Source organism: Chitinophaga silvisoli (genome assembly GCF_003412465.1).
In the GTDB taxonomy this organism is placed as follows: Bacteria; Bacteroidota; Bacteroidia; order Chitinophagales; family Chitinophagaceae; genus Chitinophaga; species Chitinophaga silvisoli.
Window position 1 is genome coordinate 1 of the sequence record NZ_QTJV01000006.1, and the last position, 24,302, is coordinate 24,302.

Annotated in this window: 20 protein-coding genes; 9 read left to right on the plus strand and 11 right to left on the minus strand. The window is 45.8% G+C overall.

The features are described 5' to 3' along the window. Window positions 1-6,032 (minus strand): beta strand repeat-containing protein (locus tag DXN04_RS15795; RefSeq protein WP_147319949.1); only part of this gene is annotated, 6,032 nt, incomplete at its 3' end. A gap of 648 nt (window positions 6,033-6,680) precedes the next feature. On the opposite strand from DXN04_RS15795, the gene DXN04_RS15800 reads away from it, so the two are divergent. From DXN04_RS15800 to DXN04_RS15810, 3 genes are read left to right on the plus strand one after another with little or no spacing between them, the layout of a single operon-like run. Continuing rightward, window positions 6,681-7,310: a hypothetical protein gene (locus DXN04_RS15800; RefSeq protein ID WP_147319950.1), complete on the plus strand. Its 630-nt coding sequence runs from the start codon at window positions 6,681-6,683 to the stop codon at window positions 7,308-7,310. Between the two features lie 33 nt (window positions 7,311-7,343). Beyond that, window positions 7,344-8,573 carry an erythromycin esterase family protein gene (locus DXN04_RS15805; protein ID WP_116854353.1) on the plus strand — a complete coding sequence of 410 codons (1,230 nt, stop codon included), beginning with the start codon at window positions 7,344-7,346 and terminating at the stop codon, window positions 8,571-8,573. A gap of 45 nt (window positions 8,574-8,618) precedes the next feature. Further along, on the plus strand, window positions 8,619-9,260 hold the full coding sequence (locus DXN04_RS15810; protein ID WP_199415058.1) for a DUF2306 domain-containing protein: 642 nt from the start codon (window positions 8,619-8,621) through the stop codon (window positions 9,258-9,260). Here DXN04_RS15810 and DXN04_RS34560 read toward each other — a convergent pair. Beyond that, window positions 9,224-9,427 (minus strand): hypothetical protein, encoded by a 204-nt coding sequence (locus DXN04_RS34560; protein WP_147319951.1) that lies wholly within the window; start codon window positions 9,425-9,427, stop codon window positions 9,224-9,226. The two genes, DXN04_RS15810 and DXN04_RS34560, sit on opposite strands and share 37 nt — an antisense overlap. Before the next feature lie 49 nt (window positions 9,428-9,476). Then, on the minus strand, window positions 9,477-10,142 hold the full coding sequence (locus DXN04_RS15815; protein ID WP_147319952.1) for an SMI1/KNR4 family protein: 666 nt from the start codon (window positions 10,140-10,142) through the stop codon (window positions 9,477-9,479). A gap of 42 nt (window positions 10,143-10,184) precedes the next feature. Between DXN04_RS15815 and DXN04_RS15820 the strand changes: the two genes are divergently transcribed. Further along, entirely contained in the window at window positions 10,185-11,057 is an 873-nt protein-coding gene (locus DXN04_RS15820) for an MBL fold metallo-hydrolase (protein WP_116854355.1), read from the plus strand. A 118-nt stretch (window positions 11,058-11,175) separates the two neighbouring features. On the opposite strand, the gene DXN04_RS15825 is transcribed toward DXN04_RS15820, so the two are convergent. Then, window positions 11,176-11,892 carry a hypothetical protein gene (locus tag DXN04_RS15825; protein ID WP_116854356.1) on the minus strand — a complete coding sequence of 239 codons (717 nt, stop codon included), beginning with the start codon at window positions 11,890-11,892 and terminating at the stop codon, window positions 11,176-11,178. 50 nt (window positions 11,893-11,942) lie between these two features. On the opposite strand from DXN04_RS15825, the gene DXN04_RS15830 reads away from it, so the two are divergent. Both DXN04_RS15830 and DXN04_RS15835 read left to right on the plus strand, forming a co-directional pair. After that, the gene (locus DXN04_RS15830; protein WP_116854357.1) at window positions 11,943-12,602 is read left to right on the plus strand and encodes an alpha/beta hydrolase family protein; all 660 of its coding nucleotides are present in this window, start codon (window positions 11,943-11,945) and stop codon (window positions 12,600-12,602) included. 208 nt (window positions 12,603-12,810) lie between these two features. Continuing rightward, window positions 12,811-14,136: an MFS transporter gene (locus tag DXN04_RS15835; RefSeq protein ID WP_116854358.1), complete on the plus strand. Its 1,326-nt coding sequence runs from the start codon at window positions 12,811-12,813 to the stop codon at window positions 14,134-14,136. A 96-nt stretch (window positions 14,137-14,232) separates the two neighbouring features. Here DXN04_RS15835 and DXN04_RS15840 read toward each other — a convergent pair whose 3' ends face one another. After that, window positions 14,233-15,162 carry a ketopantoate reductase family protein gene (locus tag DXN04_RS15840; protein WP_158569043.1) on the minus strand — a complete coding sequence of 310 codons (930 nt, stop codon included), beginning with the start codon at window positions 15,160-15,162 and terminating at the stop codon, window positions 14,233-14,235. Between the two features lie 131 nt (window positions 15,163-15,293). Between DXN04_RS15840 and DXN04_RS15845 the strand changes: the two genes are divergently transcribed. Next, window positions 15,294-16,469 carry an MFS transporter gene (locus tag DXN04_RS15845; RefSeq protein WP_116854360.1) on the plus strand — a complete coding sequence of 392 codons (1,176 nt, stop codon included), beginning with the start codon at window positions 15,294-15,296 and terminating at the stop codon, window positions 16,467-16,469. Between the two features lie 31 nt (window positions 16,470-16,500). Here the strand turns inward: DXN04_RS15845 and DXN04_RS15850 are convergent, their stop codons facing one another. From DXN04_RS15850 to DXN04_RS15870, 5 genes are all read right to left on the minus strand, one after another. After that, a complete protein-coding gene (locus DXN04_RS15850) occupies window positions 16,501-18,420 on the minus strand; it encodes a TonB-dependent receptor plug domain-containing protein (RefSeq protein ID WP_116854361.1) in 1,920 nt (639 codons plus the stop codon). 49 nt (window positions 18,421-18,469) lie between these two features. After that, window positions 18,470-18,988 carry a hypothetical protein gene (locus tag DXN04_RS15855; RefSeq protein ID WP_147319953.1) on the minus strand — a complete coding sequence of 173 codons (519 nt, stop codon included), beginning with the start codon at window positions 18,986-18,988 and terminating at the stop codon, window positions 18,470-18,472. Between the two features lie 10 nt (window positions 18,989-18,998). After that, a complete protein-coding gene (locus tag DXN04_RS15860; RefSeq protein ID WP_147319954.1) occupies window positions 18,999-19,793 on the minus strand; it encodes an NAD(P)-dependent oxidoreductase in 795 nt (264 codons plus the stop codon). An 83-nt stretch (window positions 19,794-19,876) separates the two neighbouring features. Next, a complete protein-coding gene (locus DXN04_RS15865; protein ID WP_116854364.1) occupies window positions 19,877-20,731 on the minus strand; it encodes a helix-turn-helix domain-containing protein in 855 nt (284 codons plus the stop codon). 18 nt (window positions 20,732-20,749) lie between these two features. Continuing rightward, window positions 20,750-21,238 carry a GNAT family N-acetyltransferase gene (locus tag DXN04_RS15870; protein ID WP_116854365.1) on the minus strand — a complete coding sequence of 163 codons (489 nt, stop codon included), beginning with the start codon at window positions 21,236-21,238 and terminating at the stop codon, window positions 20,750-20,752. Between the two features lie 109 nt (window positions 21,239-21,347). On the opposite strand from DXN04_RS15870, the gene DXN04_RS15875 reads away from it, so the two are divergent. Both DXN04_RS15875 and DXN04_RS15880 read left to right on the plus strand, forming a co-directional pair. Then, entirely contained in the window at window positions 21,348-22,253 is a 906-nt protein-coding gene (locus tag DXN04_RS15875; protein ID WP_116854366.1) for an SDR family oxidoreductase, read from the plus strand. Between the two features lie 66 nt (window positions 22,254-22,319). Next, entirely contained in the window at window positions 22,320-23,228 is a 909-nt protein-coding gene (locus DXN04_RS15880; protein WP_116854367.1) for a helix-turn-helix domain-containing protein, read from the plus strand. A gap of 89 nt (window positions 23,229-23,317) precedes the next feature. Here the strand turns inward: DXN04_RS15880 and DXN04_RS15885 are convergent, their stop codons facing one another. Beyond that, on the minus strand, window positions 23,318-24,259 hold the full coding sequence (locus tag DXN04_RS15885) for a quinone oxidoreductase family protein (RefSeq protein ID WP_116854368.1): 942 nt from the start codon (window positions 24,257-24,259) through the stop codon (window positions 23,318-23,320). Window positions 24,260-24,302 lie beyond the last annotated feature (43 nt).

The window sequence follows — 24,302 nt, forward strand, 5'->3', positions numbered from 1 at the left end:
GTACCAATGGTTGGCGTATTGGCTGCCATGGTGAAGGAAGCAGTGTTACATTGCTTGATACTATCCGGACCTGCATTGGCGGTGGTCGGAGTCTGGTAATTTACCAGGAAGATCTTATCTGAAACAGAGCAGACACCATTGGTAACTACCCAGAACAAGGTTGCAGTATCACCTGCTGCCAGTGTAACAGTTGCATTTACTTTATGAATATCAGCTGCTGCAATGCTTGCCTTGCTGCCACTTAACAGTGTCCAGGTACCTACTGCGGTAGAAGGTACAACTGCAGCTGCTGCCATGGTGAAGGTAGCGTTGTTACATTGTTTGATGGTATCTACACCTGCATCAACACCGCTTGGGTTGACGTAGTTGATCAATACGATATCGTCTTTGGAAGAACATGTACCATTCGTAACGGTCCATGTCAGTACAGCGGTAGTACCTACCGGTACGGTGATCACTGCATTTACCTTGCTGCTGTCGGTAGTAGCGAAGGTAGCAGTACCACTCTTCACAGACCACTTACCTGTACCGATGGTAGGCGCGGTTGCTGCCATCGTGAAGGAAGCAGTGTTACACTGTTTAATAGTATCTACACCTGCATCAGCGGTAGTTGGTGTAGCGTAGTTATACAGTTTGATATAGTCAGAAGAAGAACAAAGGCCATTTGTCACTGTCCAGATCAGGGTCGCTGTATCACCTGCGGCCATGGTAACGGTCGCATTGGTAGCGTTGAACTGACCGGCTGTGATAGTAGCCTTGCTACCTGCAAAGGTTGACCAGGTACCGGTAGCGCTAGCCGGAGAAGCAGCGGTAGCACTCATCGTAAAGGTATTGGTCGCACACTGCTGGATGTAGGCCGGACCTGCATCAGCTGCCACAGGCTGCATGTAGTTGGTCAGCGTTACTGCACTTGAGTCAGCGCAGACACCGTTGGTGATTACCCAGCGTAAGGTAGCTGTCTGACCGGCTGGTACTTTTACTGTTGCGGTGTTACCTGATGGCGTACCAACAAAGGTAGCATTGTTGCTACGGATATACCAGGTACCTGTCGCTCCTGTCATTGGTGCAGAACCGGTGACTGTAAAGATGCTGTCATTACAATGTGACTGGTTAGATCCTGCAGAAGTGGATGTTGGCTGAACATAGTTGATCAGCACAATATTGTCGGAAGATGAACAACCCGTATTAGAGATATTCCATTTCAGTACCACAGTCTGACCCGCAGTTACATTGAATGTAGCAGTCGGGTTAGTCAGCTGTGCACTGGTAATAGTATAAGAAGCAGGAGAAACCACACTCCACCATCCGGTAGCACCGGATACGGAAGGAGCGTTTGCGGACATTACAAAAGCAGCGGTGTTACACTGTTTAATAGTATCCGGACCTGCGTTGGCAGCTGCAGGAGCTACGTTGTTTACAATCCATACGGTATCCGTGCTGGAACATACTCCATTGGTGATGGTCCAGAACAGGTAGGTGCTGTCGCCTGTTGGCAGGTTCACAGTCGTAGCCGGGTTGGTAATGCTTGTGATAGTGGCTGTAGAACCGGCTGGTTTGGTCCAGATACCAGTACCTGTAGTAGCTGTATTAGCTGCCATGGTAAAGGTTGGTGTCGCACACTGGTGAATATCAGCGCCTGCATTCGCCTTGGTTGGCGTTGCGTAGTTCACCAGTTTCACATTGTCTGAAGAAGTACAGGTGCCATTGGTGATCGTCCAGGTAGCCACTACACTGTCTCCCACAGGAACTGTGATAGTAGTGGTTGGGCTGGTTGGAGCCGCTATGGTAGCTGTAGCTTTGGACACTGTCCAGATACCTGTACCAATGGTAGGCGTATTAGCTGCCATGGTGAAGGTATTGGTTGCACACTGCTTGATAGAGTCCGGACCGGCATTCGCGGTAGTCGGTGTCTGGTAATTGACCAGGAAGATCTTATCTGAAACGGAGCAGACACCATTGGTAACTACCCAGAACAGTGTTGCAGTATCACCTGCTGCCAGTGTAACTGTTGCATTTACTTTATGAATATCAGCTGCTGCAATGCTTGCCTTGCTGCCACTTAACAGGGTCCAGGTACCTACTGCGGTAGCAGGTACAACTGCAGCTGCGGCCATGGTGAAGGTAGCGTTGTTACATTGTTTGATTGTATCCACACCTGCATCAACACCGGTTGGGTTGATGTAGTTAATTAATACGATATCGTCTGTAGAAGAACATGTACCATTCGTAACAGTCCATGTCAGCACAGCGGTAGTACCTACAGGTACAGTGATGACTGCATTTACTTTGCTGCTGTCGGTAGTAGCGAAGGTAGCAGTACCACTCTTCACAGACCACTTACCGGTACCGATGGTCGGCGCAGTTGCCGCCATGGTGAAGGATGCAGTGTTACATTGTTTAATGGTATCAACACCTGCATTTGCAGTAGTAGGTGTAGCGTAGTTATAGAGTTTTACGTAGTCGGATGAAGAACAGGTACCGTTTGTCACGGTCCAGATCAGGGTCGCAGTATCACCAACAGCTAAAGTAACAGTAGCATTCGGATTGTTGGTCATGCCTGCAGTGATGGTTGCTTTACTGCCGCTAAATCTTGACCAGGTACCGGTAGCGGTAGCCGGAGAAGCAGCGGTAGCACTCATCGTGAAAGTATTGGTTGCACACTGCTGAATCATAGCCGGACCAGCATCAGCTGCTACCGGTTGCATATTATTCGTCAGTACAACTGAGGAAGAAGTCGTACAAGCGCCGTTGGTGATAGTCCATGTCAGCGTTGCAGTCTTTCCTGCCAATACAAATATTTTAGCTGTTGCGCTTGCAGAATCGGTAGTAGGGATGGTAGCAGTACCACTGGTCACTGTCCATTTACCTGCACCTACAGAAGCAGCGTTAGCAGCCATTATGAACAGGGAGTCATTACAATGTGTCTGTGCAGGACCTGCATTGGAAGTAGCAGGAGCTGTATAAACAGTGACAGTACCACTTGCACAGGCAGTCACACCACACTGGCCACTGCTTTCTACTCTTACATAATAAGTAGTAGTTGCAGTAACAGGAACGGTGATAGAAGCACCGGTACCGATGGAAGTACCTGTACCACAACCGCCTGCATACCATACATATTGGCCAGCATTGGTACCATCTGCATTTTTACCCAGGGAACCACCCACTGCTGTGAGGGTTGCTGAACCGCTGGTACAAATGCTTGGAGAACTAACTGTCACACTTGTAGGAGCAGTAGGAGGTGTTTCAACGTTTACCCTGATGGTAGTAGAGTTGGCACAACCGCCATTGTCGCTTCTGAAGCTGACAGTAAATGTATATGAACCATTGGTTACACCGGTTGGTATCGGTACAGTGATCGGCCATGAAGTGATCTGCGTTTCAGGAACAGCAGTAAAGCCAGGCATGGTACCGCTTACCCTGTAGTAAGTAGGATTACCTGTAGTAGATACAGTATCCATTTCGAAATAACCAAGCGTATTACAAACGGTATCTGGTTTGAGCACCATGGTTGGTGGCGCTGTATAATGTAATACTACAGTATCTGAGTTGGTACCGCAGGATGATGCATTCTTGATAGTCCATGCAAGTTGTACATCCTGGTACGCACCGCTCGTAATTCTTACGGTAGTATTATAGGCGTGAATATCATCGATGGTAACACCTGTTGGTGTTCCTACCACTGTCCAGGTACCAGTTTCAGCGAATTCACCTGTCAGCGATACATCTGGTTCATTACCCTGCATGGTGAATACATTGTTCGTAGCACAAAGGGTTGTATCCGGACCAGCATAAGCTTTGGTAGCACCAGTGATGAGTGTGAGGGTATCATAACCATAGCCCACACAACTACTGTTGGTTGAAGCAGTCACCATCCATTGCAGGTAAGCAGTAATACCAGGCGTGGCCAGGTTAATAACTGCATTCGGATTTCTCCGGTTCGTTACAAACGTAACATACCTGGAAAAGTCGATTACTGTGCTCGTATCTCCTGACATTCCCGGACCAGAAACGCCGGTCACTGTCCAGTAGCCGGTGGTACCTGCAATCGCAGTACGCGTCATAGTAAAATTACCGTTATCGCTCACCCCATCTTCCACACAACGGGTTACATGCTTACCAGCAGGTGGTGAAGGCACTTCCGTAATGTGTACAGTAATTGGTGCCGATGTAACGGTACAGGTATTATTTGTAACGACGACTATCCATGAGCTGTCTGCCAGGGACTCTGTATTGAACGTAATGGATGTCTGGTCATTGTATTCAGTATACAGTGTACCGGTTGCAACACTGGTACCTCTGTACCATCTGATCGTATTATTATTAGCAGGAGGATTAGGAGCCAGTCCATCCGCGATGCTCAGGGTCACCCTGTTACCAAGACACAATGCTGTATCAGAAGCCGCGATCTGCACAATTGGCTTATCGTCTTTTCCGATGAAGGCACTATTGGAATCGATACAGGTTTTACCTTCCACACCATAAGTAATATAACCATACACTTTGATGGTGGTATCACTGATGACCTTAATGGACCTGTCAGGTGTTTGGGTACCCGTACCCAGGTCACTCCAGGTAAAGTAATCGTAACCTCCGGATGCTTGTAGTATTACATTATCACCCTCACAGACCTGTGCCTTCGTAAGGTTGAGCACCGGCATCGGCAGGATGGTGATCTTGACCGATGATGAGGGGGCCGCACAGGTTGCAGCCGAGCTTCCGCTTTCAAAAATTCTGACACGGAACAGGTAATCGGCAGATACCTCTTTGGTACCTTTCAGTTCACCACTTTTAATAACCAGGGTATCCTTGGTGGCAGTGCCGTAAGGAACGTTGAACCAGGTAACACCACCATCGTCAGACATTTCCCACTGGTAAGCCGGGTTGGTAAAATAGTTGGTAGGTGTATATGACGAAACGAGGGTCGTAGCAACGCCCTCGCACAATACTTCTTTCAGGGTACTGGTAGAACCCAGGATGCCGGCAGTGATAATGGGACTACAGTACGAGAACTGGATATCATCCACTGCAATATCGTTACCACAACCACCGGGGAAATTGTTAATGATTCGTACAATTACGTCCGTAACGCCGGAAGGCACGGTGAAGGTACCACCGAACCTTTGCCATGTAGCTTTTGCGAAGTTGGGAGAAACGGCGTAAGTTCTGAAGCTGGCTAAGACCTGACTTGTATTGGCCGCATTCAGGATCTGGAAGGTCACCCCTGCGTAAATGAACCCTGACGCACAGGTACTTGTCATTACCTGGGAGCTATCCGCGTTAATGAACCATGCACTGAAGTTATAAACAGAACCACGGCACAGTCCATCTACTTCCTTTTGGAAAAAGGTGGAAGGGGAAATACCGGAGTTTGCTACCAGCATACCACCACGGGTAGTACCCGTATGGTCATTGGTAGTGATCCAGTCCCCTTTCAGGTGAGTTGTATTAGAGATCGCATAATAATTATCTGCCGGGTCACCGGATCCTGAATAAATATAGGTGATTGCAGAACTGGGAGAATAGGCCTTTCGGGAAGCATTGGTCGGCAAGGTGCCGAAGTCCTCGGTGAAACCAGGCATTTCCGCATCGCCACCACTACAAGTTGAGATCGTACAATTCACTACATAGAGACTACGTGTTGTAGTCTGCGTACTGTAGGTTGTTTTACCACCACTCGTGCTCGCGTAGGTAATAGACAATTGAAAGGTATACTTACCGGGGGTGAGGAACTGCAATGTAAGCAGGTTCGTCTGGTTCAGCAAAGTATCCTTTATAGACGATGTCCTTTGAGAATACAGAATGTTGTAATCAGCATTCGTATTATTAGGAGTCGTAATCTTCCAGTTAACTTTTGAAGCATTACCCTTCTCAAGCTGGGCGTTCATGCTGGTAAACTTGATCTGGTCCGCAGTACTACTATTTGTAGACATACAGACCGTATCCGGCATGTTCACCCACCAATTTTGGGCCTGAGCGACACCAGTAAAAAGCAACAAACAGCCGCATAATAGGATTAGAATCTTCTTCATCTTCGTACTTTTTAGAAAAAAACTATCAGAGTTCATCAGTTTCAGGCTGTTGTAACCCAATTAGCGTTTCCATAGTTTTGAGGGCGATAGTCCATCCTATTATGTCTGCAGATGGCAAGCCGGTGTTTGTAAATGTGTTTCATAGGCCAAAATGATAATTATATACGAACGAGCAAATATAAAATAAGTTTGATATATTTTATTATTTTATAATCGATAAAAGGTACTTGTAATTGATAATCAGCGTTATACAAGTTTTTAACAAATTGATAACAAACGTCAGATAGACACTAGGGAAACACTAAAAGCCTTATAAGTCAATAACTTATAAGGCTTTTTTAAAATGCAACAATTTTTATAATATTTCCGTTAGGAGATGGGAAATATGCCTTTTTGGCGGAAAAAATGGGTTTATTGTGGTAGTATATTATCAATTTAAATTACTGCCTTATTGCCTGATTGATTCTTGCACGATATTGTGCATCCTGGTAATTCCTCTTTTGTCGTCGTTACAGGATGCATACCCAATTTAATCCGCTTTCTGGGCTATTCCTGCAAATGCATGGAACAACAGGTACAAACTAATGGTACAATTTTTCATTACAATATGATTTTATTAAATATTTTTAGCATCCATAAAACCCTATTATGAGAAGATTTCTATTGATTGGCATGTTAACCGTGCAGGCATGTGTACATACGCCCACCCGGGAAGCCGGCACTGAGGTCCTAACAGATACGACCCAGGCGCAAGCGGTAACGGGTGATTCTACCGCTTCGGATGCACCGGATGATTATCCGCATGATCCAACTACTGACAGTGCTAAGATTTCCGGCGACTTTAACGGGGATGGGAAAAAGGAATATGCCTGGGCGGTTATTTCGAAAGTCGGCCATGGCAATCCTATGGAAAACGGGGTGCCTGATGAACTGTCGCTTCAGTTTTCTGATCCGTCTATACCATCATTCACCATTGGCTGCTGCGAAGTAAGGCTGATCAATGAGGGCGACCTGAATCATGACGGCGCGGACGAAATCAGCACTTTCCAGGCACCGATGAATGGGAATACCTATGACTGGACGACCTATACATTTAAAGATTATGCCTGGAAACCGTTGTTTGATTCATTCCTGATACCTACGGGGGGTGATGCGGTAGCAGATGAGGAGTTGGAGAACAGGGTTTTCATGGAGAATGACAGTGTTTTTTATTATGATACGGACTATAATGATGAAAGCTTTAAACTGATAAAAAAGCCTGTTCAGGTGAAGCTATAAGAGTTCTGGCATAATTGTTTTGCTACTTTTCACATGTATCCACTCCAAAACAGTCAGGACCTACAACCGCTCATCGACGACATCGGCAAGCGCCCTATCGTTATGCTCGGTGAAGCCACTCATGGCACCCATGAGTATTACACCTGGCGTACCGCCATTTCCAAACGCTTAATTAAGGATAAACAATTCCGCTTCATTGCCGTTGAAGGTGACTGGCCGGATTGCTATCTCATCAACAGGTATGTAAAAGGCTATGAAAACGATATCCAGGCTGTGCTCCGCCAGTTTGACCGTTGGCCTGCCTGGATGTGGGCGAACTGGGAAATTGTCGCGCTGGCTGAATGGCTGAGAGAGTACAACGCCTCGCTGCCGGATGCAGAGAAAGTTGGTTTTTACGGTCTGGATGTATACAGTCTCTGGGAATCTATGAAGATCATGATGGATTATCTCAAAGAAGAAGATCCGCAGGCGGCCCAATATGTAAAACAGGCAATCACCTGTTTTGAGCCCTTCAATGAAGATGAACAAAAATACGCCCGCCAATCCCTCGGCAGGCATTGTCGTGATGAAGTGCTGGCTTTGCTAAGGCAGATCCGGTTCCGGGTGCAGCACCTGGATAGTGACCTGGAAGCCGGCTTTAACACCGAACAGAATGCACTGATTGCCGTGAATGCTGAACGGTATTACAGAAGTATGATCAGTTTTGATAATCAGAGCTGGAATATCAGGGATCTGCACATGATGGAAACGCTAAACCGCCTGCTGGGCTTCTATGGAAAGAAAGGAATTGTCTGGGCGCACAATACACATGTTGGCGATGCCCGTGCGACTAATATGCACAAAGAAGGTATGATAAACATCGGGCAACTGGCAAGGGATCAGTATGGCGCTGAAAATGTATACCTGGCTGGCTTTGCAGGCTATAAAGGAAAAGTGATTGCAGGAGATGAATGGGGTGCTCCCATGCAGGAAATGATTGTGCCGCCGGCAATGGAAGGGAGTATTGAAGAGATCCTGCACAGTGAATTTGGGAGAAATGGATTGCTCCTTTTTGAAGATAATAAATACAGGGATAAAATAGGACACCGGGCTATCGGCGTAGTCTATAACCCTGAAAGAGAACGCCGGGGAAATTATGTGCCTTCTTTCATGGCCCACAGATATGATGCCCTGCTTTATTTTGACGATACGACTGCCGTACATCCGCTTCGTCAGGAACCGCATAATGAAAAGGTGCCGGAGACCTATCCTTTTGGGATTTAACATTTTTTCATCCTCAAAAATTAAATGTTGAAGTACATTTAATCTATGATCCTTCGCCTCCTCCAATCCTTTATTGCCTATCTTGTCCTTTCTGCAGCTACCTTCCTGATGCTGCGCATGGTCATTGATTACTCCAGCTTTCGCAGCGATATTCATTTTCTGCAATTCAAACAGGCATACATACAGATCCCTTTGTGGAAAGCGGCTTTCTACATTCATGTGTTTTCAAGTATCCTTGCACTTGCAGCCGGGTTTACACAGTTCTCCGACCACTTTCTGCAGCACTACAAAAGGCTCCATAAACTGATAGGCAACATCTACGTGATAGATATATTGATCATTAATTTCCCTGCAGGCCTGATTATGGGCGTGTATGCGAATGGATTGTGGCCATCAAAACTGGCGTTTATCCTGCTGGATTGCCTGTGGTTTTATTTTACTTATAAGGCACTGATCACTATAAAGAAAGGAGATGTTGCGGCGCACAAAAGATTCATGATCCGCAGTTATGCACTGACCTTTTCGGCCATCACTTTACGGACCTGGAAAATAATTTTATTCCATGCCTTCCATCCTGACCCACTGACGTTGTATATGATAGACGCATGGATGGGATTTGTGCCCAACCTGCTCTTTGCGGAATGGTGGATCTATCGCTGCAGGGTAAGATTGATTAACAACAGGTAGATGATCACACCCAGGACGACAAAATAACCTAACAATAATGAGAAAAACTGGTAGAGGTCCGGCCGCTTCCATCCTGCCGCCTTCACTTTGCGGAAAATAACACGGGATATAAAGTATGCCGGGATAAGCGGGGATAGCAATAAAAGGATCAGTATTACATAATTCATACAGGTAGCTTATTCATGCTAATATTAGGATTTTTTACGTTAACAATCGTTACAAATCCTCATCCTCTGATGAAATATAACTCCACGCGAGATCCAGATTGTCCAGCATCTCATCGAAAAGATCTGCATCACCCGTGCCGATGAATGCCCCGGTACAATTGCCACCTTTATCGAAAGATAAACTGATCATCGATTCATAATCACGGGTAAAGACCCTTTGCGTAGCATGAGATATCTCTTTGATTTCCTCGTAGGTATTTTGTATATAATCCACCGTTTCCCCGGGCACTGCTTCAAAAGAATTGGCGTTGAACGCAAGGCCCCCCAGGACCCCGTTGTATACCGCCATCAATAGCAAAAATGCATCTGTTGCAGCACATTCCAGGTGCCAGTCAGGCTGCATCTCATCTCCTGAATAATTTCCATATACAGGCGGATTGGGCAAGCCCAGGTCGGCCCTCTTAATACCCCAAAATACCACACCCTGATTTTCCTCGTAAAAGACCAGGTAATCATCCTGTGAAAAACCGATTTCCCCTCCCGGCTTCAAAAGCCTGTTATGTGAATAATTGATGGCTTCCTGTTTACCTAAACTGAGATAATATTCTTTCAAAATTTCAGGGAGGGGCTGATCTATTTCATGGGCTTCAAAGCCCAGCTGTTCCTGCGCGCCAATGCCATATAAATGCCTGATCTTATCGAAATATGTCATCATGGGTCTTTCTTTATTGTTGCTAATATCCTAATTTTATGCATTATGACCCTGACAATTTCCGGATATTCGACCGCCTTATTTGCTACCTGGTATTTTATTGAAGAATTAGGTTTACTGTTTGACTGTGGAGATGGTATGATAGCTGCCATGTTGCAAAAGAGCAGGAAGATTGAGCATATATTTCTCTCACATCCTGACAGGGATCACATCACAGGACTGCTCCAGGTCAATCAGCTCAATGCCAGGGAGGGTTTTCCCATTATCAGTTATCCCAGGGACTCTAATTCATTCCCGGCACTCAGAGATTTTTCTGTAAAATTTGATCCGCATGTACGTGGTACTGTCTGGCAGCCCCTGGCGGACAAAGATCGTGTATGGATAAAGAAAGATATCTACGTGGAGGCGCTGCGCAACAATCATGTTCCCGCAGCTGAGCATGTGATCAAGAGTTTAGGGTTCAGGGTAGTACAGGTAAAATACAAACTGAAAGCGGAATATCTGTCACTTCCTCCATTGGAGATAAAGAAAGCGATCGATACCCTGGGCAGGGAAGCGACGCACAACCAGGTAGAGACAATCCTGTTGTGCTATACCGGCGATACGCCTGCGGAGAACTTTGCGTATTGGAACAATGCAAAGATCCTGATTCATGAAGCGACATTCCTGGATGATGAGATGGAGATGCAATCACATAGGAACAAGCACAGTAAACTGGAGGATGTAATCAGGGGTGTAAAAGATATCCATGTAGAGACCCTGATCCTGGGACACTTTTCTTCGAGATATTCCAGGGAACAAATCGATAGCAGTATCGTTGCACTATGCCAGAAATATGAGCTGAGGATTCCTGTTTACAGGGTATTGCCGGGTCAGACGGTTTTTGATATTTTGTCAAACAAGCCGCTTACAGTCTGAGAAAATACAGGAAGGCAGATCAGTCTCCATAAAAATGCGGGACTGCCGATCATTCCATAAAAAATCAATCCCTGAACTTTACTGAACCCTTCCGGCTCCCCCAAAAATAAATCCCTTATCAATCCGTAGACGAACCTACGATTCCAACATACCATCTCTTTACTGGGTTGTAAACCGTCCAGAAATAAGTACCCCACCATTCCTTGCCCGAGTCAAAGAAATTAGAGCAATCCGTACTCCAGGCATAGATTTCCAGCTGGTGAAGATCGTCGAAGAAAAAGTTGATGAAGTCAAGTACATACTCCCCCTTCTTCAGGATACTTCTATCAAACTTCATGGAATAAGGCGGCTCAATTAAGGCATAGATAAAGGCACCATGCACCCCATCATCCGGACGGGTATGCATATATAAAATATCGGCGGGGGTCTCCTCCCCGTCATAATAAAAGTAGGAATTCAAGGTCTCGTTGCCCAGCTCTCCACGAACGATAGGTTTTAGTTTTTCGACATCAAAGCAGGGTCCCAGGAAGGTTTCCAGGTCAATCTTTGTACCACTTTCGTCCAGCATTTTGTAGTCGATCACCGGCAGGGAAGGGAAATTCTCCCGCTGGCCTTTGGGTGCCACCTTGTTGATGTGCAGGTTCCAATTATAAATGATCTTTGCCATGGTTTGACGGGCAACCATCATATGCGCCTCATACTCTTCAGGCACTTTACCCTCATAATTGGCTGATATTGAATACACAAATATCCCTAAGACACCTCCCAGTTCATCATGCTCAATAATTTTTTCCCTTACACGGGGATCGTTTACTTCCTGAATGTTAACAACCATAAGTAAATTTAGCTATTTATTATCTTTGTACACTGTTTCAATCCTGATTTATGGAGATTAAAAATTTATCGTTGACCATATCAGCGGCTCCCGGGGCCGTTTCCGCCATATGCACTCTCCCGGATAAGCCTATATGTATCCTGACACTGGCACATGGTGCCGGCGCAAATATGCATCATGCTTTTATGGAAGCACTGGCTACAGCGCTGGCAGGTGCAGGAATTGCAACGCTAAGATTTAATTTCCCGTTTACCGAACAACAAAAGAAACGACCTGATTCCCCGGCAGTTGCGCAACAGGCCATAGCGGCGGCGATTGATAAGGCCAGGGAATTGTATCCTTCCCTCCCATTGTTCGTAGCCGGCAAATCCTTTGGCGGACGCATGTCTTCTCAATATCTCTCTGTCAATCATAGGAAGGATGTCACAGGTCTCATCTTTTATGGTTTTCCCTTGCATGCCGCCGGCAAACCTTCTACCGACAGGGCAGCACATTTACAGGATGTAAAAGTACCTATGCTTTTCCTTCAGGGCAGCAAAGATACGCTGGCTACCTGGGATCTGATTGAATCTGTATGCCAATCATTAAAAAAAGCGACCCTTGTAAAGTTGGAGGGCGCAGACCACTCTTTTAAAGCCGGCAGGCACAAAGATATGATCCCTGTGCTTATGGAGGCAACGAAGGATTGGGTGAAAAAGAAAATTAAATGAGCACTATCTCCAAATGACAAGAAATATGGATTTGTTCTAAACATTTTATTTAATTGGGACAAATGTCCCGGTTTCGGATAAAAAAGATAATAGTTTTGCTTTTATGATAAAATAATAAGATTATATCATAAAGATCAGCGCACCTGGCGCAAGCGATAAATTTCACTACGCTCACTGATACACTTAGCAAAACTACTTCCGGAACAGCATGCAATCATTGAATAAAAATCTTGTTTTAGCCATTGCATCCATGGGGATATTTGTAGAAGCCCTCGATATTGCAATTGTGAACCTGGCATTGCCGAAAATTGAAGCGGACCTTGGATTGACGAATGATTCCGGGTACAAAATTCAAAGTATTTATATCCTTATTTATGGGAGTTTCCTGATTTTAGGAGGTAAATTATCCGACTACCTGGGCAGGAAAACCATCTTCATAGCAGGTTGTGCGATCTTCCTGTTTACTTCCCTGGGTGCAGGCCTGACTCATACTCTCAATCACCTGATCCTCTTCAGGGCATTGCAGGGACTGGGTGCAGCGCTGCTGATGCCTTCTGCATTTTCTATCGTCAATTACTATTTTACCGAGCCACATGAGCGGGGAAAAGCCATGGGTATCTTTGGATCCTTTGCCGCTACCGGCTCTGCAGGTGGTGTATCTGTAGGAGGTATTATTGCAAATTACTTGGGCTGGTCCTGGGTATTCCTCATCAATGTGCCTATCCTGTTGGTGATCCTGGTAATTGCTTATATCTACCTGGAGAAGGATGTAAGGACTACCAACGCTAAACTGCCTGATTTTCCCGCTGCTATTGCATTGGTATTGGGTATGCTTTGCCTGTCGAAAATTACGGAAGGGAGTTATGTGATGATAGCTATCCTGGGATTACTAATTGCTTCCTGGTTCCTTTATTATAGGCTGAAAACACAAGCCAATCCCCTGTTGGATCTTAAGGTATTGCTGCTGGCATCCCTGCGGAAAGGTACCTTGTTATTCTTCTTACTGGGAGCCTTGTTTACCGGGTATTTATTCCTGATGAGTTTTCTGGTACAGCAAAACTTTCATTTCACAGCGGCGCAATCAGGCTTTTTGATGATGCCTTTCAATATCATTTCGATGTTGTTAGGGAGATTCGGCCTGCCTGCATTGTCAAAGAAATTCACTCCTAAGACGATCGCAATAGGCGGAGCGGCGGGCATGCTCATAGGATCAATAGCATTGGTACTTGCAGTGCAGGTGCATAGTTTGTTCTTTTTATTATTTGGCGGTGCCTGTATTGCGGGTATTGGTATGACGCTTTGTTATACCGGGTATACTGTTATTGCCATGGAGCATGTGCCATCCGAACATTTGGGTATTGCGGCCAGCCTGATTAACACGGCTTACTTTGTAGGCGGTGGTATTGGGTTACCGCTGATCTCCCTTTTTATGTCCCATACATCAGCCACACTGGATAGCCGGCCAATATGGATCTTATGTATTGTGGCACTGTTTTCTATCTCGAGATTATTGTACAGTAAAAAACTGGTGTAACAAAGGATAAAATATCCGGGGTTCAATACGGGTAATTAACGCAGCATATTTTTGTATTGGTAATGCTCTCTCCGTTAAAAGTACTTTAATACACCCTTATTCTGCCAGGTTTATTTTCTCTTTTATTTTAATCAGCTCACCCAACAACAATATTTCCTTTGCCGCTGCTGCTATGCCATGCTTCTCTGCCAGTCTGAAGAGCTCAAAATTTAAGGTATCTATTTCTGTTTGCCGCCCCTTTTGGATATCCTGCAAGGTTGAAATAGATTGCCCATCTGAAGCGATGCTTATATTGATCAGACCTGTTTCTATTTCCTGCTGACTAAGCTGTACCCCCACCCTGGCTGCAATCGTGATACCTGATTGTATGAGGTTTTGTGCCAAATGAAAAGCGGCTGATTCTCTTTGAAAAACGCCGTTGTCTATCTCCAACAGGGGACAAATGGAATTAAACACCGTATTCATAATCGCTTTTTTCCAGATCACCGTTTGGATATCCGGTGTTGCTTTAAAAGGGAAATAAGGTGTATTTATCTGCTCAATGATGGCATGCAGTGTAGCCGTGTCACCTTTTATTACGCCTACAGGTGAATCTGTAACCGGCCTGAATCTAACATCTCCATTGTCAAGAACCAGACTGGTAGAGAATAATACACACCTGTAAATATGATCGTAATTGTTTTCCAGGAAAGGCGCTTCTACATTCAGGCCATTCTGAAGTATAACTATCGGGGACTGACCTGATTTTTCCTGTAGAGACAATGACAGTTCTTTATTCCCGAATGACTTGGTGGTCAGGATAACCAGGCCCTTCATCTTATCAAGGGAATTGAGTGTAACAACCGGGATCTTTTGCTGTAGTTTTGTGCCATCCGGCAGTGCAATCACCACCTCCTCTTCCGTTCTGCTCCCATCATTGATACGGCCACGGACCACACTAACATCCTTTCCCTGCAATGAGAAAAATACAGCCAGCGCCTTGCCAATTGCACCAAAGCCGACAATGTATATTTTGTTATCCTGCATATGCATCTGTATTGAAACAGGAAGTTACTAAATAGTTTTATTATGATGCTGTACTACCTGGAAATGCGGAATCTGTACCTGTTTTATAGTGCCGTTCTTCGCTTTCTTTGCTGCATCAAAATGAATAACAGATGAATTCAGGTAACACCGCTCCGTCATTATCCTTAGTCGTGATCTTATCACTCGGCACCTTTATTATATTCTTTCAGGGCTTTATGGTTGCGCCCATTTTACCGGAGCTTTCTTCTCTTTTCCAGGTATCTGTGCGCCATGTAAGTTTTATTGAACCTGCCTATCTTTTAAGTTATGGTATTTCAACTTTAATCTATGCACCCTTATCAGATAACTACGGGCGCTTCCCGGTGATTCTATTCTCAATCACCGGCTTTATCCTGCTCACGGCCTGTACGGGCTTTTCAAATTCTGTAGATCAAATGATCATCTTCAGGTTGCTGACAGGCCTCATTGCCGGTGGGGTGGCACCCACTACGATTGGCTGGATCAGTGACCAATTTCCTTATCAAACGCGTGGACATGCTTTAGGAATTTTCTTTGGTTTCATGGCCGGTGGTACGGCATTGGGATCCAGCGCCGGCGCATTGTTAACTGCTTTTGTTGGCTGGAGAATGTTGTTCTGGATGGTCGCTCTTACCGGATTTGTCATACTGGGTATTCTTCTTGCCAAACAGCATTACTTTAGCCAGGAGACGGGAGAGCATAAGGCAGATGTACGTAAAATGTTGCGTTCTTTCAGAGACATCCTGGTTGTGCCCCGTGGCTGGCGCACGTATTTATTCGTGCTTTTTAACTCGATGTTTCATAGTGGCGTATTTGCCTGGACAGGTTATTTCTTTTTCAAAAATTACCAGCTGAGTGAGAAGGGAGTTGGTTTCGCATTATTAGGGTATGGTATTCCCGGTTTATTTCTTGGCCCCTATCTGGGCAAACTGGCGGATAAGTATGGCAGAAACAGGATTATTCCAATAGGCATTACCGTAAGTGCCTGCTCCGCCATTCTGTTGGGCATGAATTATCCACTTCTGGCAGCCTGTGTTCTCGTGGCAAGTTTATCATTGGGCTTTGACTTAACACATCCACTCTTTGCGGCAATTGTTACTACATTTTCTAATCAAAAAGGAGTGGCGATCGGGCTGTTTGCTTTTGTAATGTTCAGCGGTTATGGCCTTGGAAGCCTGGTTTTTAGCCTGATTGCAGATTGGGGATTGAATAAAAGTTTCATTGCATTTGGGGGAGTGGCAGCATTGGGCGCACTGCTCTCGGTATTTGCATTTAAGAACGAAAAATAAGCCGGAAGCCAATGGCTTCCGGGCCTGTTATTTATAAGGTCACTCTCGCACCGCCCATCAGCCATCTTCCCGGCATCTGAGCACCTGTGAGGTCCGCATAATTTTTATTGAAGATATTGTCTGCTTCGACTGACAGACTCAGTTTATTCTTTATCACAAATACATCTGCTTTCACACTTGCTACGAAATATTCTTTGGTGACTACACCATTGATACCGGCTACTGACTGTGGGTCTCTCACTTTATAGAGCCCATTCACACTTACACCGAATAACTGGTTGCGGTAAGATAACATACCATTCAGCAGGAAACGTGCATGGGATGCAATATAGAATGACTGTTGCCCTTCCCGGATATCAGAATATAACCAGGTGGCACCTGCGGTGGCACTTACCGTGTGCTTCTCCCTGTAGGTCCTGGTAAACTGGATGTCTGTCTCCACACCGCTGGTCACCATTTTAGAAATGTTGGTCGCGAGGGAATAGGTACCTGTAGGTGAAAGATTGTGCTTATAAGGCATGTTAGCATACGAAGTGGTAGTCCAGTCAATCAGGTCATTGTACCTGCGCTGGAATAAGGTAGATGATACACGGAAGTATTTTCCAAAATAATCCGCACCAGCTTCATAGCTGAAGGAGCTTTCTGCTTTCAGGTCCGGGTTACCGATCTTACCACTTGTAACCAGTGTTTTGTTATTGTTGTTGTATCGTTCAGTGAAGTCTGCATTACGGATGGTTTTGCCTGCACTTCCACGAATCTGGAACTGACCAGTTTTATAACTGGCATTCAGCTGAGGTACCAGTTCTGCGCCACTGCGCTCATCCCAGTCCAAACGCAGCGCAGGACTCAGTGTCAGGGCATTCCAGACTGTTGCGGACATGGAAGCGAAACCTGCTGCCTGGTTCACAGTATGGTTACCACGGTCATTGGATACGATGCTTTTTTGCTGGAACTGACCACCTGCCACGAAGCTGATATTTTGATTGAATGTATGCTCATATACGGCGAGGGACTGATACAGCTTACTACGGTTATCGTTTGCAATGGAGACAGGATTGTATACGTAGTGGTCATTCATATTTTTATACCCTGCCATCAGGCTGAATGCATCTTTGTTTTTGCGGTATTGCAGGTTCAGTTGCTGCCACCAGGTTGAGAGCTTTTCGCTGGCGGTATCACTTGCATAAGTTGTATAAAAATTTTGTGCGGCAAACTTCCTGTCATCGTAACTCAGGCGATAAGAGAGTTTCCAGTTATCACTCAGTTTATAGCTGGCGGAACCGGAGAGGGTGTGCAGATGAAAGTATCCATCAATACCACGCTGTGGCTGACCATCGGCATTATTAGTCTGACCGCCGATATTTACAGCAAGTCTGTCTGTCGTATAGTAAGCATTCGCGTTGGCATTGAATAAGCCATATGCTCCACCGGTAGCCCCTGCAGTGATCTTAGTGGAGGGGTCGCTATGGGTATTGTGAGCAAAAGTCTTCGTGATGATGTGGATCACGCCACCTACTGCATCGGAGCCATAGATAGCGGAAGAAGCACCTTTCAGCACTTCAATATGATCGATTTCAGCTGGATTGATAGGAATATAACTGCTAAAGTGGCCGGTATTCGGGTCGTTGACCCGCATACCATCGAGGATGACTAATACCTGCTGGAAGGTACCGCCACGGATCACGATGTCGCTGCCAGCGCCCATTGGGCCTTTGGCCTGCACTTCTACACCCGGGATGTAGCGGAGCACTTCATCTATTGAGTGGACAGGCATTTTGGCAATGTCCGCTCCTTTTAGTACAAATAAGTTCCGGCCCGTCTTTGAACTTAATACCGGATTTACCGTAGCAGTAACGGTTACAGCGTCCAGTTCATTTATTTTATCCTGTGCCGGCAGCGTCATTGCATACAGGATGCTGGCGGCCATAGGTAATGCTAATTTTGGAAACATTAGGTATGGTTTACTGATTGGCCGGCAAAGGTACAGTAAAAAAAATTACTCATTTCACTCCTGATTGAATACCGGCCTGTTGGAATAGTTTTTCCAGGAGATCCAGTTTCTGATCACACATATCGCCCAAGGACATTTTCTTCCAATCGCTGAGGGTTGTATTTTTACATTCGAAACAGATCTCTATAAATTCCAGGGGTTTTCCTTTCTGATCGCGGAATATGATGGCGTTGTGTGGATCGTAGCAATCTTCTGTTTTGTAGCCCCTGGGCGGATAAGCATAGCCGTAGTTGTATAAAATACTGGTGAGTGAATCTATCTGCACGGGAGTCAGTGTTTTCGTTTCTAAAATGGGCATCTTCACAAAGTCCTTATCGACATAAAAATCCCTGCCATCCTCCGACATCCGGAGCATTCCGTCATAACCAATCATCTGAACCTGTGCTGCGACATTAAAGGGATATTTTTTCATTCTGGCAGCAAAGGAAAGGTTATTTTTCTTTACGCATTTTTGCCCAAAAGAAAGCATAGACAATAATAGGACAGGGATAAGGAGGATTTGTTTCATAGCGATAAAATTACCGCAATTGTTCCATCAGAAAAAATGGCATCGGTAAACCCTGACCCATCGCATTTGCATGCGCTGCCAGCAGGCCCAGGTCCTTCATGGGGATGTTGGAAACGAATGCCCCTGCGCCGGCCGGTGCCTGTAAGATCCTGGCACTATAGCTCTGGTAAAGCGGACTTTTAAATAACGATTGATTAAACATCTCCCACATTGCTTCCACAGGAAGACCACTTGCCCTGGCAATGGCCGTACATTCGCGTATAGCTTCTCCGGCAGCGATGATGAGGAAATTGCCACAGAGTTTGACCAGGTTGGCAGCGGCTATTTCTTCGCCAAAATCCCATACCGTCCCCCCACTATTTTCGAGGATCGTCCTGACCTGTTCTTTTACAGCAGCTGCTCCTGATACGGCATAGTTCAGTTGCCTGGCTACAGCAGCCTCAGGCCGGCCAAATACGGGAGCAGAAATGTAGTAGATTCCTTTTTCAGCATGTTGGTGTTGAAGGGTGCGGGCCAGTTCAGTCGAAATCGTGCTAAGACAAACGTGGACCTGAGGTGGACTTAGATGGTTCAATAATTCCCCTGAAATTTCCTTTACTGCCGCATCATCGAATACGATGGATAAAACAATGTCGCAGGCTTCGGCCAGCCCGGCTATAGCAGTACAAACCTTAGCCCCTTTTTCCGCCAGTGGTGCAGCCTTTGAAGCAGTGCGGTTATACACGTACAGTTCATAACCTGTAGCCAGCAGGTTCTCCGCAATGGGCAGACCTAAAAGGCCTAAGCCAATAAAACCTATCTTCATATCATTTGATTTTAATACAAAGCTATAGGTCTCAGCAGGCAGGCTGTTAAAACTATTCAAACGTAAAGTTAAGAAATTCAAACTTATCGGAAATAGCCTGGCGTGACACCAGTGTATTTCTTAAAGAAATTATTGAAGTAAGTGAGGTATTCGAAGCCCAGGCAATAGGCGATGTCGGCTATATTCCAGTTGGTATTGATCAGTAAAACCTTTGCCTCATCAATGATGCGGCCCGTGATATGGTCGGTAGTTGTTTTCCCCGTCACTTCCTTCACCGCCCTGTTCAGGGTATTGACATGTACGGAAAGGTGTGTGGCATAGTCGCTGGCCGTTCTGAGCTGTAAGATCCTTTGCGGATGTTCAATTGGGAACTGCCTGTCGAGCAGGGTCAGGAACAGGGAGGCGGTACGGGCCGCAGCCGCTTTTTTGTAGGGGAAGCAGGTAGTGGCCGGCTTTATTTTCATGGCTTCATGCAGGAGCAACATGAGGTGGTGCCGTGCCAGGTCAAATTTATGGGGGTAGTCAGAATCCAGCTCCCGCATCATGTTCCTGTAAATGCCTGAGATGTATTCCTGCTGCACCTGGTCCACGAAAAAAACCGGGTCGGCACCGATCCGGAACAAAGGCGATTCCCTTGCAGACCAGTTTTTCAGATACTCCGGCGAGAACAGGCAGAAATACCCTTCCTGCTTTGAAGACAGGGGTTCAAATGCATAAGGCACCAGCGGATTTGAGAAAATCAGGGAGGGCCTGTCGATTTCGATCTCCCTGTCGGCATAATAAAGCCTCACATTGCCCAAAATAAGCCCGATTTTGCAATAGTTACGCCTGTTATAAGGTTTGGGCCTGACAACGAAGGTACTTCTGTCAAAAACGGCTATTTGATCCGCTGGATCGACGGAAGAGAAATGCGTAGTAATTGAATCGAGGCTTTGCATGATTTAAATTTACGGAAATCAGGAGATTATTTTCTGCAATAGAACCAGGTCCAGCCATTGCCCTTTCTTACGGCCTACCTCTTTTATCTTTCCTATTCGATCAAAACCCATCTTCTCATGGAAGACGACACTCCCCTGGTTAGAGGAATCGATGACAGCTACAAATGTGTGGAAGCCCCGCTCCCTGCCATCGGCCAGCAATGTTTCCAGTAATTGTCTGCCTAATCCCCTGCCATGGAAACCGGGATGAACATAGAGACCATGTTCCGCTGAATGTGCATAGGCATTCCGCTCCCGAAACTGGCTGTAAGCACCATAGCCGACCACCTGTCCTTCTTCCTCTACAACGTAGACAGGCAGGCCCAGTTTTGCCTTCTTTTGCAGCCATTCTTCCAGGAAGGCTAAAGATTTTGGTTCATAATCATAGTTATAAGTAGTATGCAGGATATAATAGTTCCAAATCTCCCTGATGGCACTTAAGTCTGCTATCGCAGCTTGTCTGATCATGTTTTTTCTTTAAATGTAATAAGATTTCTTTTAGGCTACAATAATGTGAAATTAGGCTACAGCTACTTTCCGGCTTCTCCGGAGCTTTGCATTATCAAATTGAAACATCATGAAAATTGTATTGACCGGTTCACTGGGAAACATCGGAAAACATCTCAGCGCCGCATTGACAAAGAAGGGGCATGCGGTAACTGTCATCAGCAGTCAGGCGGAAAGAGCAAAAGACATCGAAGCATTAGGTGCCATACCAGCCATCGGCAGTATGTTCGATGCAGAGTTCTTAACCAGGACATTTCAGGGAGCAGACATCGTCTACCTCATGGAAACGATGGAGGCTGCCGGAGATATGTTTGACAAAAGCGTAGATTTTATCGCCACCATCAGCCAGATAGGTCACAACTACAGGCAGGCGGTAGAACAGGCTGGTATTAAAAAAGTCATCCACCTTAGCAGCATTGGTGCTCACCTGGAAAAAGGCAATGGTATCCTCCTGTTCCACCACAGGGTAGAAGGCATCCTGCATACATTGCCCGCTGATGTGGCTATCAAATTTATGCGTCCTGTAGGATTTTATACCAACCTATATTCCTTCATCAACAGCATCAAAAATACAGGTGCCATTATCTCCAATTATGGCGGTGATAAAAAGGAGCCATGGGTACACCCATTGGATATTGCGGCTACTATAGCAGAAGAGGTGGATATGCCATTCGAAGGCAGGAAAATTCGCTACATTGCAAGCGATGAGGTATCTCCGAATGAAATTGCAGCAGCACTGGGTACAGCCATTGGCCGTCCTGACCTGCAATGGAAAGTAATCCCTGATGAGGAACTGCTGGCCAAATGGTTGAGCATAGGGTTTAACAAACAGGTAGCAGATGGCTTTATTGAAATGCAGGCCAGCCAGGGCAGCGGTTTCTTATACGATGACTACTACCGTCATCAGCCTGTATTGGGCAAGGTAAAACTGGCAGATTTTGCAAAGGAGTTTGCAGCAGCATTTGAACAGGAATAAAAAATTGAGGATGTCTCAAAAGGAAATTCTCTTTTTTGAGACATCCTCAACTATCAAGCACATCGTATGGCAAATACAATCACACAGCGCATAAAGACTATCAGTGAATTTCACCAGCTGCGGGGGCTGCCCAAACCGGAGCATCCCCTGATCAGCGTGGTGGAATATAGTGCCATCAAGCGACCTGCGGACATCAGTGAAAAGAACTGGGTACTTGATTTTTACCAGGTATCCCTCAAGCGCGGTATCAATGCCAAATTGAAATACGGCCAGCAGGAATATGATTTTGACGAAGGGGTCATGTTTTTCATAGCTCCCAACCAGGTATTCAGGATTGAAGTGGAGGAAAATCCGGGTGCCAAACGGGCCGGATGGATGCTCCTGGTGCATCCTGATTTTCTCTGGAACACCCCGCTGGCAAGCAATATCAGGCAATATGAGTTTTTTGAATATGCAGTGAATGAAGCCTTGTTCCTGTCTGACAAGGAAGAAAAGATCATGAATGGCGTGGTACAGAATATCAGGAATGAATACCATTCCAATATCGATAAATTCTCCCAGGGCATTATTATTGCGCAGATCGACACCTTGCTGAACTATTCCGAGCGATTTTATAACAGGCAGTTTCTGACCCGGAAGATCAGCAACCACCAGGTGTTAGGCCAAATGGAGCAATTGCTGAAGGCTAATTTTGAAGCAGCGAAAGGGATCCCCACAGTGCAGTACCTGGCTGATGCCCTGCATGTATCCCCCAAATACCTGAGCGGACTGCTGAAAACGTTGACAGGCCTGACGGCACAGCAGCATATCCATGAAAAGCTGATTGAGATAGCGAAGGAAAAATTGTCTACCACGAAATTATCGGTAAGCGAGATAGCGTATGAATTGGGGTTTGAACACTCACAATCTTTTAGTAAGTTTTTTAAAACCAAGACAAGGCTTACGCCATTACAGTTCCGGGAGGCATTCAATTGACCTGAAGTTACGGTGATGATGTAGGGCAATGGCATGAACAGGAAGATAAAATTTGTGCAACTATAAAACGCTTTTGAAGCGTCTCCCTGCTATGCATGGAGACGCTTCAAAATGATACTCCCCGTTGTTTTCCTGGATTCCAGGTCCTTGTGTGCCCGCGCCGCATCTGCCAGGTCATACACCAAAGGATGTAAGTCAATTACCCCTTTCCTGATCAGGTCAAACACTTCATTCAGGGCAGTCCCACTCTTATCCTGGTAGGCAGGATAATTATTCAGTACAGCTGTTACAAAATGAATATGCCGCTCTTCCATCCAGTGATGATCCAATTCAGGCATGCCTGAAGGCCATCCGTATAATACCGCGCTGCCACCGGGTTTCAGGAGCTCCAGTGATTTGTAAAAAGTATCCCTGCCCGTGCCGTCGTACACCACATCTACCTTGTCAGTCATTTCCTCCGTTTGCAGGTCAATCACCCGCTCATACCCCCGCTGCAATGCCAGTGTTTTCTTGGCAGCACTGCCTACTGTGCCGATGACCGTGGCACCCAATGACCTGGCCCAGGCACTGAGTATGGAACCTACCCCTCCCGTCATGGCATGAATTAATACCAGCTCCCCGGCTTTTACCGGGTGACTGGATTTTAATAACATATGGGCTGTAAGACCTTTTACCATAACTGCAGCAGCCTGGTCGAAAGTGATATCATCCGGTAAACTGAACAGTTCCTTTTCATGTAGTATTCTCTTCTCAGCATAGGCACCAAAAGGACCATAGTAGGCCACCCTATCCCCGGCTTTGAAGTGCTTCACTTCTGCCCCGACCTGTTCTATTATGCCCGCGGCTTCTACCCCAACAGGTGCAGGATAAGCATTTACAGGAAAGGTACCGTTCCTGAAAAACACATCCAGGTAGTTGACTCCAATTGCGTGTTGCAGAATCAATACATCCTGTGGGCCCAGGGCAGGTAATTCTACAGACTTGTATTCCAATACATCCGGTGCTGAGATTTGAACAACATTTGTTTGCATAAGTTTCTTTTGCCTGCAAAGCTAGGGTCCCGGTTATCAGAAC

What these genes read in the sequence shown, in the direction of transcription:
- DXN04_RS15800 (WP_147319950.1), top strand. Translation starts at nt 6,681, where the DNA reads ATGAGAAGATTTCTATTGATTGGCATGTTAACCGTGCAGGCATGTGTA.
- DXN04_RS15805 (WP_116854353.1), top strand. Translation starts at nt 7,344, where the DNA reads ATGTATCCACTCCAAAACAGTCAGGACCTACAACCGCTCATCGACGAC.
- DXN04_RS15810 (WP_199415058.1), top strand. Translation starts at nt 8,619, where the DNA reads ATGATCCTTCGCCTCCTCCAATCCTTTATTGCCTATCTTGTCCTTTCT.
- DXN04_RS34560 (WP_147319951.1), bottom strand. Translation starts at nt 9,427, where the DNA reads ATGAATTATGTAATACTGATCCTTTTATTGCTATCCCCGCTTATCCCG.
- DXN04_RS15815 (WP_147319952.1), bottom strand. Translation starts at nt 10,142, where the DNA reads ATGATGACATATTTCGATAAGATCAGGCATTTATATGGCATTGGCGCG.
- DXN04_RS15820 (WP_116854355.1), top strand. Translation starts at nt 10,185, where the DNA reads ATGACCCTGACAATTTCCGGATATTCGACCGCCTTATTTGCTACCTGG.
- DXN04_RS15825 (WP_116854356.1), bottom strand. Translation starts at nt 11,892, where the DNA reads ATGGTTGTTAACATTCAGGAAGTAAACGATCCCCGTGTAAGGGAAAAA.
- DXN04_RS15830 (WP_116854357.1), top strand. Translation starts at nt 11,943, where the DNA reads ATGGAGATTAAAAATTTATCGTTGACCATATCAGCGGCTCCCGGGGCC.
- DXN04_RS15835 (WP_116854358.1), top strand. Translation starts at nt 12,811, where the DNA reads ATGCAATCATTGAATAAAAATCTTGTTTTAGCCATTGCATCCATGGGG.
- DXN04_RS15840 (WP_158569043.1), bottom strand. Translation starts at nt 15,162, where the DNA reads ATGCAGGATAACAAAATATACATTGTCGGCTTTGGTGCAATTGGCAAG.
- DXN04_RS15845 (WP_116854360.1), top strand. Translation starts at nt 15,294, where the DNA reads ATGAATTCAGGTAACACCGCTCCGTCATTATCCTTAGTCGTGATCTTA.
- DXN04_RS15850 (WP_116854361.1), bottom strand. Translation starts at nt 18,420, where the DNA reads ATGTTTCCAAAATTAGCATTACCTATGGCCGCCAGCATCCTGTATGCA.
- DXN04_RS15855 (WP_147319953.1), bottom strand. Translation starts at nt 18,988, where the DNA reads ATGAAACAAATCCTCCTTATCCCTGTCCTATTATTGTCTATGCTTTCT.
- DXN04_RS15860 (WP_147319954.1), bottom strand. Translation starts at nt 19,793, where the DNA reads ATGAAGATAGGTTTTATTGGCTTAGGCCTTTTAGGTCTGCCCATTGCG.
- DXN04_RS15865 (WP_116854364.1), bottom strand. Translation starts at nt 20,731, where the DNA reads ATGCAAAGCCTCGATTCAATTACTACGCATTTCTCTTCCGTCGATCCA.
- DXN04_RS15870 (WP_116854365.1), bottom strand. Translation starts at nt 21,238, where the DNA reads ATGATCAGACAAGCTGCGATAGCAGACTTAAGTGCCATCAGGGAGATT.
- DXN04_RS15875 (WP_116854366.1), top strand. Translation starts at nt 21,348, where the DNA reads ATGAAAATTGTATTGACCGGTTCACTGGGAAACATCGGAAAACATCTC.
- DXN04_RS15880 (WP_116854367.1), top strand. Translation starts at nt 22,320, where the DNA reads ATGGCAAATACAATCACACAGCGCATAAAGACTATCAGTGAATTTCAC.
- DXN04_RS15885 (WP_116854368.1), bottom strand. Translation starts at nt 24,259, where the DNA reads ATGCAAACAAATGTTGTTCAAATCTCAGCACCGGATGTATTGGAATAC.